Genomic DNA, 17,713 nt, shown 5'->3' on the forward strand with positions numbered 1-17,713 from the left:
CGCGCGCCAATGCCAGTGCCAGAGATTGACGCTGCGACATGATCGTCTGGCTGATCCGCGATCTCGAACCCATCCCCTCCGAGCCCGGAAACCGGCGCCTGATGCGCATGGGTATGCTTGCGCAGGCGCTTGCCGGTGCGGGGCATACGACCCGCTGGATTACCTCGAGTTTCGATCATTACCAGAAGCGGCAGCGCGCTCCGCGCGCGCAGGAGATCGTGCCGCAGCCTGGTCTGACGATCACCGTGCTGCCCGGCCCGGGCTACCGCAAGAACCTCAGCCTCGGCCGTATCCGGCACAATCGTGTCTTTGCCAAGGCGTTCGCGCGATTTGCCAAAACCACCTCCGAACGCCCCGATATCATCGTGACCGATATCCCGACGACCGAAGCCGCCGCCAGTGCTGTTGCCTTTGGCAAGACGAACGGCATCCCCACGGTCCTTTCGATCCGCGATCTATGGCCGGATTTCTTTACCGATCATCTGCCCGCCCTCCTGCGTCCCCTCGCGCGGCTGGCCCTCGTTCCGCTTGAGAGGCAGGCGCGGTTTGCCTGCGCCAACGCGACGTCGCTCGTCGGCATTTCGCCGGCCTATCTCGAATGGGGCCGGAAAAAGGGCGCGCGCGCGCCAGCGCCGACCGACCGGATTTTTCCGCTCGGTTATGCGCCCCGCCCCGCCCCCCAGAACGCGGTCGCCCGCTCCATCCTCGATCGGATTGGTGTCCGGCCCGACGCCAGGGTTGTCGCGTTTATCGGATCGTGGGGCCACACCTACGACCTGCCGCTCGTGCTCGAAACCGCGCGAACCCTCTCGGACCGCAGCGATATCCAGTTCGTCATCGCCGGCGACGGCCCGCAGGCCAGCGCCCTTGTGCCGCATTTCGCCGAACTCCCGAACGTCCGCCTGCCCGGCTGGCTCGACGCCGACGACATCGCCATCGTCCTGCGCCGCGCCGATATCGGGCTCTTGCCCTACCGTGCCGATGCACCCCAGGGGCTGCCCAACAAGGCGTTCGAATATCTTGCCTACGGCGCCTACCAGATCGCGACGATCGCCGGAGAGCTCGAGCCGTTCTACAGGGAAACCGCAGCCGGACGCGCCTTGGCGCAGCCGGACGCCGAAGCGCTTGCTGCGGCCATCGTCTCCGCTCTGTCGGACCCGGAAATCACCTCGTCACGAGCGACGAGGGTCGCCTATTTCGGCAACCACTTCGACGCCGGACGCGTTTATAGCCAAATGGTGGACCACATCGTGGCAATGGCGGCATCCGGGCCGTCAAACCGCTAGGATCGGCAGAAAACCGGCAAATCTGCTTGCGCTTGTGGTTTTCCCGGCCTATCGAACGGATGCGGCAAAACTGACCCTGGCGAAGGAAGCCGATCGTTGAGCACACCGGAGCGCAAGTCCACCGAGGCCTCCCCTGCCCGGCCGCTGCCCAACCGGCACAGGCCCGCGCGCAATGGCGCCAGCCGCCGCAGGGGACCCGAGGTCTACCGGCTCGATCTTCTCAACGTTGTCGAGCGCGGCGCCAGTGTCCGCCGTCACAGGTTTCTCACAGATCTCCGCCGCCTTCTCGTACCGGCAGCCGTTTCAGGCGCCGTTCAGTGCGCGATCTATGCGAGTTTCATTCTGCGGGCCAACCGCAGCGACTGGCATAACCTCGCCATTGTCTGCGCCGTACTTTTTGTCATGCCCTTCGTGGTCGCGGGTGTCCTTGCGATGCTGCGGCGCAAGGATTTCCCTTTCACCGCATCGGCATTCATCACACTGATCGTTTATAATTTCGGCGTCGTCGCACTGTCCGCGCTGCGTGTGCCGGTGAGTTACACCGGCCTGCTCTGGGCCGCACCGTTTGCAATCGTCGGCATGGTGCTCGCGGCGGCCCGGCTGCGGCGCGCGCATCACGAGCGTATTGCGATCCTCGATTTCCCAGGCGTCAAAGACGCCTGCGCCCTGCTCGGCGGCAAGATCACCGTCATCAAGGACAAAGCCACCGATATCGCGGATTTCGACCGCATCCTGATCGACGGTGCGACCCATCACAGCGCCGAATGGACCGCCTTTCTGACCCGCGCCTACATGCGGGGCGCCGAGGTCAGCCCGTGGATCAGCGTGCTCGAACAAAAGCAGGGCCGGGTCAACATCGACCATTTCGATCTCACCCACCTCGCCTATTCCCCAAGCCAGATCTATTACGCCAAGGCCAAGCGCCTGCTCGATCTGCTGCTGATCGTGGTGACACTGCCCATCGTTGCGCCTGTAGGCGCGCTGGTCTGGCTCTATATCCGCCTCGTTGACGGCGGCCCCAGCCTGTTCATCCAGACCCGGCGCGGCTATGGCGGGCGGAATTTCCGCATGCTCAAGTTCCGCACGATGCGCAAGGGCACCCATGGCGGCGCCACCGGCAGCGAGGACAAGCGCATCCTCCCCGGCTGCCGCTTCCTGCGCCGCTTCCGCATCGACGAACTTCCCCAGCTCATCAACATCTGGCGCGGTGAAATGAGCTGGATCGGCCCCCGCCCCGTTTCGCTCGAAATCGCCCGCGAATGCGAACGCCTCACCGCAGTCTATACCAATCGCTACCTCGTATTGCCCGGCATTACCGGCTGGGCGCAGGTCACCTATGGCTATGCGGGTTCAAGCCAGGAAGAGCTCGAAAAACTCGGCTACGACCTCTACTATCTCAAAAACATCTCGCTCGATCTCGATCTCGAGATCACCTTGCGGACGATTCAGACGCTGCTGACCCGAAAAGGCGCGCGCTGACCGCCCCGGATCTCCCCCGCCCCTTGCCCGAACCACCCCTGCCCCGCTACAAACATATTAGTCACATCGAGGGAGGACCACACGCATGCCCAAGCGCATTATATTCACCGGCGGCAGCGGCAAGGCGGGGCGGCACGTGATGCCCTATCTGCTCGAACGCGGCTATGAGGTGCTCAATCTCGACCTCAAGCCGCTCGATCATCCCGGCGTCAACACCATCCAGGTCGACCTGACCGACGCCGGGCAGGTCTTTAACGCGCTCTCGATGCATTTCGATTTCGACGGGCTGACAACCGGCAGCGGTCCCGCGCCCGTCGACGCGGTCGTCCATTTCGCCGCCATCCCGCGTATTCTGATCAAGCCCGACAACGCCACTTTCACCGAAAACGTCGCCTCGACCTACAACGTCATCGAAGCGGCGATGAAGCTCGGCGTCAGAAAGGTCGTCATCGCCTCGAGCGAAACCACCTATGGCGTGTGCTTTGCCGAAGGCGACAAGGATTTCGCGCAATTCCCCCTCGAGGAAGACTACGACGTCGACCCCATGGACTCCTACGGCCTCTCCAAGGTCTGCAACGAAAAGACCGCCCGCGCCTTTGCCATGCGGTTCGGGGCCGATATCTACGCGCTCAGGATCGGCAACGTCATCGAGCCGCACGAATACGAGCGCTTCCCCGGCTTCATCGCCAACCCCGCCTCGCGCAAGCGCAACGCCTGGAGCTATATCGACGCGCGCGACCTCGGCCAGATCGTCGATCTGTGCATCAAGAAGGACGGGCTGGGCTTCGAGGTCTTCAACGCCGTCAACGACGAGATCACCGCCACCGAACCCACCGCGCAATTCCTCGCCAAGTGGGCTCCGAACACGCCCATCGCCCGTGAGCTCGATACCTTCGAAGCGCCGATCTCGAACCGGAAAATCCGCGAGGTTCTCGGCTTTTCCGAAGCGCACAACTGGCGGCAATACGTGAAGCTCGACTAGCCGGGGGCGCGGGAGCGTGTCCCGGCACCCCCCTAGGCCGGCAAGGTCAGCCCCGTCGCCCGCTCGATCTTCGCCTCGAGCGGCAGCTCCTCCGACGACGTCCCGAGCCTCAGGCTGAAGACCCCCGGCTCGACCGTCCAGCACCCCTCTTCGGGATCGAAAAACGCAAACGCCCGCGCGTCGAGCCGCAGCGCCATGACCTCGCTCGCCCCCGGCCCCAGTGTCGTCTTGCCGAACGCCTTCAGTTCCTTCTCGGGCCGCGGCAGCGCGGCCTCATGGTCGTGCACGTAAAGCTGCACGACGCACGACCCGGCCCGGTGCCCTGTATTGGTCACCCGCACCGAGACCTCGACAACGCCCTCGGCCTCGAACCGCCCATCCTCGACGACGAAGTCGGAGAGCGAAAAATCCGTGTAGCTGAGCCCGAACCCGAACGGAAACAGCGGCGCGATCCCGTGCTTGTCGTAGTGCCTGTAGCCGACAAACACCCCCTCGCGGTAGTGCACTTCCCCGTCCTGCCCGGGATAGACCATCGGGTCCTGGCTGTGCGCGGGATTGTCGCTCCATGTGACCGGGAAACTCTGCGGCAGCCGCCCGCCAGGGTCCGCATGCCCGAAAAGCACGTCGGCAATCGCGTTGCCCGCTTCCTGTCCCGGATACCAGGCTTGGAGAACCGCCGCCACCTCGCCGATCCACGGCATTTCCACCGGCCCGCCGGTCTGCAGAACCACGACGGTTTTGCGATTGGCCGCGGCCACCGCGGCGACGAGGTCGTTCTGCGCCCCCGGCAGCGCGATGGCGTCGAGGTCCGAGCCCTCGGTGTCCCATTGCCCGTTGCGGCCGATGAAGACCAGCGCGACATCGGCATCGGCCGCCACACCGGCAGCCTCCGCGATGGCCTCGGGCCCGAGCGGCAGCCCGATCCCCAGGTGGAACGCGGCAATCCCCAGGCTGGCATAATCCTTGGTCGCATATTCGACCACGACCTCATGGGCCCGGCCCGCTTCGAGCTTCGCCTCCCCGACGACCTCGTCGCACCCTTCCTCGAAATAGGTGCGGCCCTTCTCCCAATCGCTCCACGCATCCGCGACGAGCACGCCGTCGACATAAACCTTGGCGAACCCGGCGCTATAGACCCCGACCCGGTACGTCCCGGAAACCTCCGGCGTGAACGATCCCGAAATCCGCGCCGAAAAGCTGAGCGGGTCGACCTTGCCCTCGGCGATCCGTCCGATCCAGAACGCCTGCGCCTCATCGAGTGTTTCGCTAAAGACCGGGTCCCCCGAAAGCGTACGGTTGGCAAAATACTGGACGCTGTAGTCACCTTTGGCCGTCGGCTCGAACCGGTGGTTGGTGCACCCTTGCGCGTAGGAGAGCCGCCCCTCGCCCGCAGCCGCCACCAGCCCCTCCCACGGGCTCACCGCATAGTGCGGGTTGAGCTGCGCGCTGCCGCCGCCCATGATCTGCGCGGTTTTGGCATTGGGACCGATCACGGCGATCCGGTTTTTGCCGAACAGCGGCAGCACGCCGACATTTTTCAAAAGCACCGCCGCCTCGGCGCCCGCCCGGCGGATGAGCGCCCGGTGCTCGGGCCGGTCCTCGGCCTTTTCCGCGTGCGGCGCGAAATCCGCGATCGCGCCGGTGCGGTCCATCACCGTGAGCATCGCGCGCACGCGGTCCCGGATCGTCTCGCGCGACACCGTTCCGGCCTCGACAGCGGCAATGAGCTTCTCGCCCCGGTCGCGCGTCGGCCCGGGCATTTCGAGATCGAGCCCGGCATTGACCGTCTCCGCCGTCGAATGCGAGCCGAACCAGTCCGACATCACGATCCCCGAAAAGCCCCACTGCTTGCGCAAAACCTCTTCGAGAAGCCAGGGATGCTCGGATGCGAAGGTGCCGTTGAGTTTGTTATAGGCCGTCATCACCCCCCAGGTACCGGCCTTCTTGACCGCCCATTCGAAGGGCACGAGATAAACCTCGCGCAGGCTGCGCTCGTCGATGACCGAGGAGATCGTCGTCCGCTCGATCTCCGATTCATTGCCGGCAAAATGCTTGATCGTCGCCCCGACGCCCTTTTCCTGCAGGCCCTTGATATAGGCCACCGCCAATTCCGCGGCGAGGAGCGGGTCTTCCGAATAGCACTCGAAATTGCGCCCGTTGGTCACCGAGCGGTGGATGTTGACCGTCGGCGCCAGGAGCATATGCGCACCCTTGGATTTCACCTCATCGGCGAGCGCCGCCCCGATCTGCTCGACAAGGTCGGTGTTCCAGCTCGCACCCAGCGCGATCCCCACCGGAAAGCTCGCCGACTTCACGCCCCCGATCAAAGACCCGCCCCCGCGCGCGCCATTGGGCCCGTCGGTCACCCGCAGCTTGCCGACCCCCACCCGCTCGACCGCCGCCACCGACCAGAAATCCTCCCCCGACAGCAGGCTCACCTGCTCCTCCAGCGTCATCTCATCGATCAGCGCTTCGATCTCTGTGGGTCGCATGGTGGGCTCCTCCGCAACATAATTCTCGTTACGGTGAGCTATAACAGGTCCCCCACCCGGCCCGCTACCGCATGCGTGTGCCGTCGAGAAATATGCTCACCGCCGCGGCGACCTGCGTCTCGATGGCGCCGGCGTCGAGCCGGCTCCCGGGAACGAACATCACGCGATGCTGGAGATCGCCCTTGACCATTTCCAGAAAGACGATGGCGGCACGGTCCGGATCCTCCACCGCGAGCGCCCCGCGTGATGTCGCGCGTTTGAGATAGGCTGCGACCGCCGGATAGGCGCGGCTTGGCCCGGCTTCGTAAAACGCCTGCCCCAGTTCTGGAAATCGGTGAATTTCGGCCAGGATCAGCCTGTAGCTCGCCAGCATGTCGGGCGCCGTGATGAGCGTCAGAAACTGCCGGCCAAGCGCGGCAAGGACGGCTTCGGGCGGCCCGTCTTTCTCAGCGATCGATCCCAGCGGCGCCAGCGCCGTTTCGAACAGGCGCCGCATGGCGGCAACGAACAGCGCGTCCTTGTCCCCGAAAAGCGCGTAGATATCGCGCCGCGACCCCCCGGTCCGCGCAATGATCGCCGAAAGCGTCGTCGCCTCGAACCCGTGCGCCAGAAACAACGCGGCTGCCGCGTCGAGAATTTCGGCCTGTCTTTGTGTCTTGTTTTTGCGAGCCGCCACGTGAACTCCGCTTGACATTGGTACCGATAAGTACCACTTGTTCGTCTGAATTGGTACCCATCAGTACCATATCAGGCCTTCGGGTCCCCGAACAAGGAAAAGCCAAGCCATGACATCCAGAATTCTGATCGTGGGCGCGGGGCCGACCGGATTGACCGCGGCGCTCGAATTGGCCCGTTACGGCATTGCCGCCGACATCATCGAGCGGCACGACGCACCTTCACCGCTCTCGCGCGCGGTCGGCATCATGCCCTCGAGCATGGAGATCTTCGCCGCATCCGGGGTCGACGCGGCGATCCGCAAGGCCGCGCTCGAGGTTTCTGAAGTCGGGATCTTCTTTGAGCGCAAGAAGTTCGTTTCCCTGCGCATGAACGCCGACCCCGATCCGCGCGTGCGCCTGCTCAGTCTCCCGCAGGACCGCACGGAAGCCATCCTGCGCGACGCGCTGGCCGAACGCGGTGTCACCGTGCGCTACGGGGCAGCGCTCGAGGCGCTCCACCCGGGTGAAGCGAACGTGCGCGCAACGATCGACGGCCAGAGCCAGACCTATGATTTCGTGCTCGGCGCCGATGGCGTACGCAGTACGGTGCGCGATTGTCTCGGCTTGCCGTTCGACGGCTTCGATCTGCCCGAAACCTGGTCCATCGCCGATATCGAGGTCGAGGGCTGGCCCGGCACGGGTGCCTTCAGCGTCCATCTGCGCGCCTCGGGCGAAGCGGTTTTCGTCATCCCCATGGAAGCCCACCGCTACCGCCTCGTCGCCAACGCCCCCGATGCGCTTGCCGTGCTGCCCGATCCTGTCAACGTGACGCGCACGCACCGAACCGGACAGTTCAGGATCGGCATACGCCAGCTCGAACACTATCAAATCGGCCGCGTTTTCCTCGCGGGCGATGCTGCGCACACCCACTCACCCGTCGGCGGTCGCGGCATGAATCTGGGCATCTCCGACGCCTCCGAATGGGCCCGGCGCCTGGTGCAAGACGATCTTGAGGGCTATAGCGCCGCGCGCCACGCAGCCGGGCGCACAATCATCGGTTTCAGCGAATCCGCGCGCAAGGCGGTCCTCACCCCGAACCGCCCGAGGCGCGCCCTGACGCTGGCCGCGCTGCGCATCGTCAACGCCCTGCCAGCGCTCAACCGCAAGATGGTCCGCCGCATGCTGTTGAGTTGACGCCCTGCCAGCGCGCGCCGCGCTGCCAACCGAGCGATGCGGGTGCCCTCACCAGACCCGCCCATGCTCGGCCAGAAAATCGAGCAGCGCGCGCACCCGTGCCGGCAGCGGGCCGCCCTGCCCCAGATAGACCGCGTGGAACGCCTCGCTCTGCCCGGCCGACGCCGCCTCGAGCACCGGAACGAGCCGCCCCGCTGCAATGTCATCCCGCACGGCGAACCCCGCGAGCCGCGCCAGCCCCACGCCTCCAAGCGCCAGGTGCCGTAGCGCTTCGCCGTCGCTCGCCTGCACGCGCGCGCCCGCCGCGACCGCGTCGCCGGTCCCGAACCGCCACCCTTCGATCGCGCGGACATAGTCGAAGCCCAGCCGGATATGCCCCTCGAGTGCATCCGGCGTCGCGGGCGACCCGTACCGCGCGAGATAGCTCGGAGCGCCGACGACCATCAGCGGCGTTTCCCCCAGCTTGCGCGCGATGAGCGTCGAACTCTTGAGCGGTCCCGCGCGCACCGCCACATCGGTGCGCTCGGACACCAGGTCGACCACCGCATCGGTCTGGACGATGTCGAGGCTCACCTGCGGGTGGCGCTCTAGAAACCGCGGCAGGATGGCCGCGAGCACGTGATGGCCGTAGGACGCGCTCGTGCTGATCCGCACCCGCCCGATCGCCTGTTCGCCCGCGCGCGCATTGCATTCGGCCTCCTCGATATCGGCGAGGATACGCTGCGCGCGCTCGTAAAACCCGCACCCCTCGGGGGTAAGTTGCAATCCCCGCGTCGAGCGGTTGAAGAGCCGCGTTCCAAGCCGGGCCTCGAGGCGTCCAACGAGCTTGCTCACCGCCGAGGGCGTCATCCGGCACGCCCGCGCGGCCGCTGAAAATCCGCCCGTCTCCACGGCGCGCACGAAGACCTCCATCTCCCCGGCACGATTGACGTCGATACGGCCCATCTTTGAATTGATCTCATAGCTGTTGTTATAATAGGCACTCTATATCATAGCCGGACCCGACACTACCTTCATCCGCACGCCGCGCCGTTCCCGGCGCGACCCTCGCGTTTTTGAAGGACAGTCTTATGGAATACCGCACCCTCGGCGCCTCCGGGCTCAAGGTTCCCGCCCTCAGCTTCGGCGCCGGCACCTTCGGCGGTTCAGGCCCGCTCTTTTCCAACTGGGGCACAACCGACATCGCCGAAGCCACGCGCCTCGTCGACATCTGCCTTGAAGCCGGCGTCACCCTGTTCGACACCGCAGACGTCTATTCCGACGGCGCCTCCGAAGAGGTTCTGGGCGCCGCCATAAAGGGCCGCCGCAACGATCTTCTGATCTCCACCAAGACCGGACTGCCCATGGGCGATGGCCCCAACGACGCCGGCACCTCCCGCCACCGGCTCGTCCAATCGGTCGAGGCTGCTCTCAAACGCCTCGGCACAGATCATATCGACATCCTCCAGCTCCATGCCTTCGACGCCGCGACGCCGCTGGAAGAAGTGCTCTCGACCCTCGACATGCTCGTTCGCGCTGGCAAGATCCGCTATGTGGGCGTTTCGAACTTCTCAGGCTGGCAGATCATGAAATCCCTCGCGACCGCCGACCGCCACGGGTGGCCGCGCTATGTCGCCAACCAGGTCTATTATTCCCTTCTCGGCCGCGACTACGAATGGGATCTGATGCCGCTGGGCATCGACCAGGGCCTCGGCGCGCTGGTCTGGAGCCCGCTCGGCTGGGGCCGCCTGACCGGCAAGATCCGCCGCGGCGCTCCGATGCCCGAAAAGAGCCGCCTGCACGCCACCGCCGAATTCGGCCCGCCGGTCGAGGACGAACACCTCTTCCGCATCGTCGACGTCCTCGACGCCATCGCCGGGGAAACCGGAAAGACCATTCCCCAGATCGCGCTCAACTGGCTCTTGGCCCGCCCGACCGTCTCCTCGGTCATCATCGGTGCCCGCGACGAAACCCAACTCCGCCAGAACCTCGGCGCCATCGGCTGGTGCCTGACGCAAGAACAGATCGAGCGCCTGGACGCAGCCAGCACCGTCACCGCACCCTATCCGCACTTTCCTTACCGGCGTCAGGAGGGCTTTGCCCGGCTCAATCCCCCGGTGGCGTAGTATTTACCGCCCGCCACCGCCGCGACGAGGTCAGTCAGGCGTCCAGCATGTAAAGGAGCAGCGCCGTTGCCACCGGCAGGCGCATCGCTTCGCAGGCGCGGATGATGTCGCTGTCAAAGTGACCCGGCCCGGCAAGACAGTTCAGCGTTCCGATCACAGCGTTGCGCAGAACCAGGGGGATGTTCACGATCGATTCGCAGCCAAGCGCCCGTATCTGCTCATGATCGGCCATGACCGCGGCCAGGCTGGCGTAATCGTTGGCAAGAAAGGTCTGCTTGCGATCGATGACCTGCGCGCTCCACGGCGTTTCATTGGGCGGCTTGCGCCCCGAGGTGGCGTACGCATCGGGCATCGAGGAATAAAGCCGCAGGAACGAGCCGTCGGTCGTGTCGCGTTGCGTGACGGTCACGAGCTTGAGCCCGCATTCGTCTCGCAACTGGTCCGCGACAGCCTCCAGAAGCGCCAAGGGCGTACTGTTCGCGTCGGCAAGAATATCGGCAAATCGCGCGTCGAACGCAGACCGCGAGTGTGCGTTGGGCATGCGCCCTCCCGTTTGTCGTAAGGGAGCGGGGCAGGTGGCCCTGCCCCGCAAGGTTTTGATCAAGAAGCGCGCGCCACGCTGGCGGCCTCGTCGATGCGGCCGTCTTTCACGACGACGCCGTAATCCGCCGCAGCAGCCTCCGGCGAGAGATAGCCCCGATCCAGATCGCGCTGGATGTCCTCGAACGGCCGCGCAAGAGGATCGCCGAAGCCGCCGCCCCCGCCTGTCCGGGTGATGACCAGCGTCCCTTTGGGCAGCACGCGGGCCCTCATCTTGAGCGGGTTTTCCTCGGTGCCGTCCGGAAGGATCAGGGTGTTTTCGGGACCGCGCGCATCCTTGCCGCCCTGAAGGCCCCAGGCAGGCGTCTTGGAGCGCTCGAACCAGAGCGCGCCGCCGGCATCGTCCATGATCCGATAGCTGCGGATCACGCCGTTGCCGCCGCGCCAGCGGCCCGCGCCGCCACTGTCGGGGCGTATGGAAAATTCCTCGATCCGGACCGGGAACTTGGTTTCGTAAACCTCGGCGGGCAGATTGCGGAACCCGCCATTGACCAGATTGATGAGCGCGCTTTCGCCATCGGCCCCGTTCGAGCCGCCCCAGCCCCCTGCGGTCGCTTCGACCGAAAGCCACTGCTTCTTGCGCGGGTCCACCCCGAAAAAGGAGGCGACCATCGAGTCGCCGTAATGCGCGGCGGTCGCCCGTTCGGGCATGGCCTCGGACAGGCAGGCGATCATCAGATCGGCCAACAGCCCCAGCCCGGTGAAATACCACGCGCAGGCGTAGGGCTCGCTTGCATTGAACATGCAATCGTCCGGGATCTTGACACTCATTGTCGAGAACGAGCCCCCGGTGATCGCGCGGTCCGGGCTGATCATCGTTTTGTAGGCGAGCCGCAGGAGCGACTGGGTCTGCACCGCGCCGCAATTGATCGAACCGGCGACAGGCGGCGAGGACCCCTCGAGGTCGATGGTCATGGTTTCGCCGCTGATCGTCAGGGTCAGGCAGACCTTGACCGGCTCATCGGACTGACCGTCATTGTCCAGATAGCCGTGACGCGACCATGTCCCATCGTTGAGCGCTGCGATCGCCGCCCGGTCGAGCGCGCGGGATTGCTCGAAAATGTTGAGACAGCTCGCGCGGTAGGTTTCCCGTCCGATCCGGTCCAGCAGCTGACCGAGCCGGCGTTCACCGGTTCGGATTGCACTGATCTGGGCGCGGAAATCGCCGAGAATGGCGGCCCTCATGCGCGTGTTGCGCTGAATCAGATCGATCCAGTCGGCAAGTTCCTCTCCACCCTTGACCACGCGGGTCGGACCGAGCCGCCAGCCTTCCTGGAAGATCGAGCTCGACCCCATCGGCATACCCGGGTCCATCGCCCCGACATCCGACCAGTGCGCCCGCGCCGCGCCGAAACCGACAAGCACGCCCTCATGAAACAGGGGCCCGACGGCGGTGAAGTCGTTCAGGTGCGTACCCTGAAGGTAGCTGTCATTCATGAGGAAGATATCGCCGGGTCCGATATCGTCGCCATATTTATCCAGCACCAGATGCACGCAGGCATCGATGGCGCCGACAAAGAGCGGAACGCCCGTGGACTGGCCAAGCATGTTGCCCTCGGCATCGAGAATGGCCACGGCGCTGTCCCGGCCTTCGTAAATGACCGGGGAATATGCCGAGCGCCAGAGCGCCGCGTTCATGTCCTGCGCGCAGGAAATCACGAAGTTGCGCACAACCTCGGTCGTGATCGGATCGCTTTTTACCGTGCTCATGGGATCACTCCGTCTCGATCTTGGTCATGGAAAGGTGGCCGCCGGTGATAACCTCGACGCGCCAGCCGGGAGGAACGAGCGTTGTGGTCGTCTCCTCCTCGATAATCGCGGGACCCTCTATGATGTCGCCAAGCGCATAGGCCTCGCGGCGGACGACGGCGGTGACGCGTTCCGTTCCATCGAAATACACCATGCGCTCATGGCGTTCGCGATCTTCGCGATCCTTCGGACTGGGAAGGCCCGGCCGCTTCAGCCGGCCGAGCGCGGCGACGCGCAGGTTCGCTACCTCGACGCCCGCTGTACGGCTCGAATGGCCGTATTGAGCCTGATAGGCCGCATCGAACCGGTCTCTTACCGCCTGAAGGTCGACGGTGCCCGTGCCCGCGGGAATTGTCAGGACGTATTCCTGACCCTCGTACCGCAGGTCGACAGCGCGTTCGAAGCTGATGTCGCCCTCCGACATGCCCTCGTGCTTGAGGTGTTCCCGGCCCTGCGCCTCAAGTCCCTCGAAGGCCTGCGTCAGCGCATCGGGCGAGGCGGCGGCCCACTCCCCGTACCAGGTCATCTTGAAGTCATGGCGCATGTCGGTCTGCAGCATCCCGAAGGCCGAGAAGGCGCCGGGATGAACCGGTATGATCACTTCGCTGATGTCGAGCTGTTCGGCCAGCGCGGCGGCCTGGCTCGGTCCCGCCCCGCCATAGGCCAGCAATGCGAAGTCCCGCGGGTCGATGCCGCGCTGCACCGTGATGGTACGGATCGCATCGGCCATCTTGGCGTTGATGATATCGATGATCCCTTGCGCGAAGGCGGCAGGTTCGATCCCGAACCTGTCCCCCAGCGACTTGACCGCGGCCATGGCGGCATCGTCGTCGAGCGTCATCTCGCCGCCGGAAAAGTTGGAGCTGTCCAGGCGCTTGAGCACAAGATTGGCGTCGGACACCGTCGGTTCGGTTCCGCCCCGGCCGTAGCAGGCCGGCCCCGGCACCGAGCCGGCGGATTGCGGACCGACACGCAGCGCGTTCGCCTCCTCCCACGCGATCGAGCCGCCGCCCGCGCCGATGACGTGGATATCCACGACCGACATCTGGACCGGCAATCCCTCCAGCGTCGTCTCATTGGAGATCGAGGGCAGTCCGTCGACGATCAGGCTCGCATCGAACGAGGTGCCGCCCATATCGACGCAGATGAGGTTCCGCCGTCCGGTCTGTTCAGCCAGTGACCGCCCGCCGATCGTGCCCCCGACAGGACCGGACAAAAGCGTCTGCAGCGGGCTGCCCGCTGCCGCATCGGCGGTCATCGCGCCACCGTTCGACTCCATGACATGCACACGTCCGCCATCGGGCAGCGTATCGCGCATCTGCTCGACCAACGTCGTGAGGTAGCGGCGGACGACGGGCGCCGTAAAAGCATCCATTGCGGTGGTGGATATCCGGTCGAACTCCCGCCACTCGGGCGAAACCCGGTGCGAGAGGGCGATATCGATATCTGGGAGGCGTTCGCGCAGATACGCCTCGGCGGCAAGCTCATGCTCCGGATTGCGGAAGCCGAAGAGGAAGCAGATGGCAATCGCATCATATCCTTTTCGGGCAACAGCCTCGACCACGGCGTCGAGCTGACTGAGGACGATCGGCGTTTCGATCGTGCCGTCGGCGGCGATCCTCTCGCGCACCGTGAAGGTGTCTTCAACGGCAACGAGCGGTTCGGGCTTGCGCCAGCGGATCGAGAAGATCTCGCCCCGGTCGTTCCCCTGGATGGTATAGACGTCGCGGAACTTCTCTGTCGTCACCAGGGCAACCTTTGCCCCCGCGCGCGTGAGGACCGAGTTGAGCCCGACAGTGGTGCCATGGACGAAAAAGTCGATGTGCTCGTTCGCGCCCAGCCCCTTTTTTACGCCCTCCAGAACGGCGAGCGCAGGGTTGCTCGGCGTCGAGAGCACCTTGAGGGCACGCACGGCGCCCGTCTCGCTGTTCTGAAAAACGACATCGGTAAAGGTTCCGCCAATATCGGCCGAGACCCGGTATCCGGTTGAAGACATCTAGCTGCCTCTCCTTTGGTTACGAAATGCCCCGGTTCGCCGGGATCATTCATCTGGTTGCGTATGCGTGCGCGTGATTGGAAATGCCCCCCGTGCACGTTGCCAATCCCCGGTTTCCCGAGGCGTTGCCGCATCGCTTCACAGGAAGGCTAAGTTGCATGCACACTTTATGCAAGACAATAATGCAAACTTTATGCTAACACTCAGACAAGCGGATACCGTTGGCATGGCAATGAGGAGGGTCATTCATGTCCAGGACTGGCAACGCGGCGAAAGAAGCGCCGGTACGGCGCGAGCGCGGGGCGATCACCGTCTACCACACGCTGCGCGAGGAGATTCTGACGCTCCAGCGCGAGCCCGGTACGGGACTGGACGAGGTGGGAATCGCCAAGGAGTTCAACCTCTCGCGGACCCCGGTCCGCGAGGCGCTGTTCATGCTCTCGGGCGAGGGTCTGGTGCGCGTTCTGCCCAACCGGTCCTCGATCGTCGCACCGCTGACGATGCACCGTCTGAACGATCTGCTCGACACCTGGCTGATCCTGACCCGCGCGGTGTGTGTCGACGCGGCGCACCGGCGAACGTCACAGGACATCTCCGAGCTCAATGAGCGCCTGACCGCCTTCGAGGCGTCGATCGGCACAACCGACTTGCTCGGCGTTGCCCGGGCGCTTTTGCACCTCCAGCGCGGATATGGCGAGGTCGCACGGAATTTCTTCCTCGGACGGTATTACCCGCAATGCCTCGATGCGGGGCGGCGCACGCTGCTCCTTCACTACTTCCCTTACGCTGCCCCTGCCGACCTCGCAGCGCAGGGCGAAAGCCATCGGGAGATGATCGCGGCGATCGAAGCGAACGACGCTTCCGCGTGCAACCGGATAGCGGGCGAGATGCTCGCCGCCATCCTCGGGGTCATCAAATCCTCGCTGGACCCGTCCATCGCCGATGAGGTGGACCTGGCCACCTCGCCGCTCTCCCACCCCCCTTCACCCCGCAAATGAAAGTTGCCCCGCGCATGGATTACGCCAATCGGATCGCCAAGCTCACCACCCTGCTCAACGCCAACGACTGCCCGGCCATCGCCTTCGTACCGGGCCCGAACTTTTTCTACCTGACCGGCGTCGACCTGGCGTTGATGGAGCGTCCGACGATCCTTCTTGTGACCGCCGGAGGCGACATTCATGCTGTGATACCGGCCCTGGAACGCGACCGCTGGGCGGCCGAGATGCCGGCGGCCCAAACGATCTACTGGCAGGATTCGGACGGCTACGCCGACGCCCTCGCCGAGCTCGCACGGCAGGTCGGGATCACCAACCTGGCCGTCGAAGGCAATCGCATGCGCCAATTCGAAGCCGCGGCGCTCAGCGCCGCCTTCGGAACCGCCGTCACCGACGGCACCGCGATCCTCGCTCCGCTTCGGCTCCTTAAGGAACCTGGTGAAATCGAGGCCATTCAGCACGCCGTCGATATCAGCGAGGCCGCGCTGACCGCGACGCTCGATACCGTGCGCGCGGGAATGAGCGAGACCGAGATCCGGGCCAAATTGCAAATCGAAATGCTCGAGCGCGGAGCGGACGGGGCCGGGTTCGATCTGATCGTTCTGGCCGGCGGGGCCGCAGCGGACTGTCACGGCGTGCCGTCCTCAACGCGCATCCTGAAGCCCGGCGACGCGCTGCTTTTCGATTTCGGCGCCAAGGTGAACGGATACAGCGCCGATATAACTCGCACCTTTTTCTGCGAAACGGTGCCCGAAGCGCACCGCCGGCTTTATGAAACCGTCGAGCAAGCCAACCGCGTCGGACGCGAAATGGTCGCTCCCGGTGTCGCGATCCACGATCTCGACCATGCCGTGCAGTCGGTCCTTCGCGATGCGGGATTTGCCGAAAACATCCGGCACAAGGTCGGCCACGGGCTGGGCCTCGATATCCACGAGGCGCCGCAGCTCATGGTGGGCAATCACGATACGCTGGAAGCAGGCATGGTCATCACGATCGAGCCGGGACTTTACGATCCGGAGGTGATCGGCGTGCGGATCGAGGACGACGTTCTGGTCACCCGGACCGGTGCCCGCTCGCTCACAACCCTGCCGCGCGGCATTCAGGTGATCGGCGGATGAAACACGGGCCCGGCATTCTCGCAATTACGCCGGGCGAAGCAATCGCCCGGTCGACGGGGAGCCCGGGGCCCTTGTCGACCGGACACGGTCTTGTCGAACTAAGCGGCCCAGGCGGCGTACCAGGCCTTGAACTGCGCATACTGCTTTTCGACGAAGTGGCGCTGGGCGTCGGTCAGCGCGTCGCTTTCGTTGAAATGCAGGCGGTATTCCTCTTCGCCGTTGAGCACCAGCAGGTACTTGTAGAACAGCACCAGGTCGGCCCCCTCGTCGAAGGTCGAGAGCACCATCAGCGCATCCTCCAGCTCACGGGCCTTGGCCCGCGCGTCAACATCGCCGGCGGCGGCCTTCTGGGAGAGGGCAACAAGGTGCAGGACTTCTTTGGGCAGCGCATTGCCGATACCGGTAATGGCCCCGCCCGCTCCACAATTGACGAAGCCGTGGAAGACGTTGGTGTCGACGCCGACCATGAGCGTCAACTCATCGCTGTGCGAGGTGATATGTTCGGCCGCATAGCTCATGTCCCGCGCGCCGCCGAATTCCTTGAACCCGACGAGGTTGGGGTAGGTCTCGCGCAGTGCGAAAAAGAGATCGGCGCGCGTGGCAAAGCCATAGTAGGGGCTGTTGTAGATCACCGCGGGCAATCCCCCCGATGCCTCCAGGATCGCCGAGAAATGCGCCTTCTGCGCCACCGGCGAGGTTCCGCGCGAAAGCACGCGCGGAATGACCATGAGGCCCTGCGCCCCGACTTCGACCGCGTGAGCAGCATGGGCCACGGCCGATTTCGTGTTGATCGCACCCGTGCCGACAATGGTGGGGACGCCGGCTTCAACCAGGACGCGCACCCCTTCCATGCGTTCTTCGTCGGTAAGCAGAGGCCAGTCGCCCATCGACCCGCAATAGACGACCGCGGACATGCCCGCGTCGATCAGTTCCCTGCCCTTGCGCGCCAGCGCCGCATAGTCGGGCGTCCGGTCCGGCGTGCAGGGAGTCATCAGAGCGGGAATGCAGCCGCTGAAAATGTTCGTTGTCATGGTGGGTCCTTCTCGCATCACGGCGCACGT

Annotated in this window: 14 protein-coding genes; 7 read left to right on the plus strand and 7 right to left on the minus strand. The window is 64.9% G+C overall.

Going from position 1 to position 17,713, the window contains the following annotated elements:
• The first annotated feature begins 38 nt into the window (after nucleotides 1-38).
• The 3 genes from LSG43_RS16060 to LSG43_RS16070 all read left to right on the plus strand — a co-directional run bounded on the left by LSG43_RS16060 (nucleotide 39) and on the right by LSG43_RS16070 (nucleotide 3,747).
• Nucleotides 39-1,286 (plus strand): glycosyltransferase family 4 protein, encoded by a 1,248-nt coding sequence (locus LSG43_RS16060; RefSeq protein ID WP_231806083.1) that lies wholly within the window; start codon nucleotides 39-41, stop codon nucleotides 1,284-1,286.
• Nucleotides 1,287-1,382: 96 nt separating this feature from the next.
• On the plus strand, nucleotides 1,383-2,765 hold the full coding sequence (locus tag LSG43_RS16065) for a sugar transferase (protein ID WP_231806085.1): 1,383 nt from the start codon (nucleotides 1,383-1,385) through the stop codon (nucleotides 2,763-2,765).
• An 85-nt stretch (nucleotides 2,766-2,850) separates the two neighbouring features.
• Complete coding sequence (locus tag LSG43_RS16070; protein WP_231806087.1) at nucleotides 2,851-3,747, plus strand: NAD-dependent epimerase/dehydratase family protein; 897 nt, start codon at nucleotides 2,851-2,853, stop codon at nucleotides 3,745-3,747.
• A gap of 32 nt (nucleotides 3,748-3,779) precedes the next feature.
• Here the strand turns inward: LSG43_RS16070 and LSG43_RS16075 are convergent, their stop codons facing one another.
• Complete coding sequence (locus tag LSG43_RS16075; protein WP_231806089.1) at nucleotides 3,780-6,239, minus strand: beta-glucosidase; 2,460 nt, start codon at nucleotides 6,237-6,239, stop codon at nucleotides 3,780-3,782.
• Nucleotides 6,240-6,303: 64 nt separating this feature from the next.
• Nucleotides 6,304-6,915 (minus strand): TetR/AcrR family transcriptional regulator, encoded by a 612-nt coding sequence (locus tag LSG43_RS16080; protein WP_231806091.1) that lies wholly within the window; start codon nucleotides 6,913-6,915, stop codon nucleotides 6,304-6,306.
• A gap of 109 nt (nucleotides 6,916-7,024) precedes the next feature.
• Here LSG43_RS16080 and LSG43_RS16085 point away from each other — a divergent pair, with 109 nt between their 5' ends.
• Complete coding sequence (locus LSG43_RS16085) at nucleotides 7,025-8,089, plus strand: FAD-dependent oxidoreductase (RefSeq protein ID WP_231806093.1); 1,065 nt, start codon at nucleotides 7,025-7,027, stop codon at nucleotides 8,087-8,089.
• Between the two features lie 48 nt (nucleotides 8,090-8,137).
• On the opposite strand, the gene LSG43_RS16090 is transcribed toward LSG43_RS16085, so the two are convergent.
• Nucleotides 8,138-9,034: a LysR family transcriptional regulator gene (locus tag LSG43_RS16090; protein ID WP_231806095.1), complete on the minus strand. Its 897-nt coding sequence runs from the start codon at nucleotides 9,032-9,034 to the stop codon at nucleotides 8,138-8,140.
• 125 nt (nucleotides 9,035-9,159) lie between these two features.
• Between LSG43_RS16090 and LSG43_RS16095 the strand changes: the two genes are divergently transcribed.
• A complete protein-coding gene (locus LSG43_RS16095; RefSeq protein WP_231806097.1) occupies nucleotides 9,160-10,194 on the plus strand; it encodes an aldo/keto reductase in 1,035 nt (344 codons plus the stop codon).
• A gap of 34 nt (nucleotides 10,195-10,228) precedes the next feature.
• Here the strand turns inward: LSG43_RS16095 and LSG43_RS16100 are convergent, their stop codons facing one another.
• The 3 genes from LSG43_RS16100 to LSG43_RS16110 are packed head-to-tail and all read right to left on the minus strand — an operon-like array spanning nucleotide 10,229 to nucleotide 14,539.
• Nucleotides 10,229-10,735: a GAF domain-containing protein gene (locus LSG43_RS16100; RefSeq protein WP_231806099.1), complete on the minus strand. Its 507-nt coding sequence runs from the start codon at nucleotides 10,733-10,735 to the stop codon at nucleotides 10,229-10,231.
• Between the two features lie 59 nt (nucleotides 10,736-10,794).
• A complete protein-coding gene (locus LSG43_RS16105; protein ID WP_231806101.1) occupies nucleotides 10,795-12,504 on the minus strand; it encodes a hydantoinase B/oxoprolinase family protein in 1,710 nt (569 codons plus the stop codon).
• A gap of 4 nt (nucleotides 12,505-12,508) precedes the next feature.
• Entirely contained in the window at nucleotides 12,509-14,539 is a 2,031-nt protein-coding gene (locus LSG43_RS16110) for a hydantoinase/oxoprolinase family protein (RefSeq protein ID WP_231806103.1), read from the minus strand.
• A 305-nt stretch (nucleotides 14,540-14,844) separates the two neighbouring features.
• Between LSG43_RS16110 and LSG43_RS16115 the strand changes: the two genes are divergently transcribed.
• Nucleotides 14,845-15,537 (plus strand): GntR family transcriptional regulator, encoded by a 693-nt coding sequence (locus LSG43_RS16115; RefSeq protein ID WP_439652052.1) that lies wholly within the window; start codon nucleotides 14,845-14,847, stop codon nucleotides 15,535-15,537.
• A gap of 14 nt (nucleotides 15,538-15,551) precedes the next feature.
• Complete coding sequence (locus LSG43_RS16120) at nucleotides 15,552-16,652, plus strand: M24 family metallopeptidase (protein WP_231806107.1); 1,101 nt, start codon at nucleotides 15,552-15,554, stop codon at nucleotides 16,650-16,652.
• 98 nt (nucleotides 16,653-16,750) lie between these two features.
• Here LSG43_RS16120 and LSG43_RS16125 read toward each other — a convergent pair whose 3' ends face one another.
• On the minus strand, nucleotides 16,751-17,683 hold the full coding sequence (locus LSG43_RS16125) for a dihydrodipicolinate synthase family protein (RefSeq protein ID WP_231806109.1): 933 nt from the start codon (nucleotides 17,681-17,683) through the stop codon (nucleotides 16,751-16,753).
• Nucleotides 17,684-17,713 lie beyond the last annotated feature (30 nt).

The sequence above is a fragment of the Pelagibacterium xiamenense genome (genome assembly GCF_021166475.1).
In the GTDB taxonomy this organism is placed as follows: Bacteria; Pseudomonadota; Alphaproteobacteria; order Rhizobiales; family Devosiaceae; genus Pelagibacterium; species Pelagibacterium xiamenense.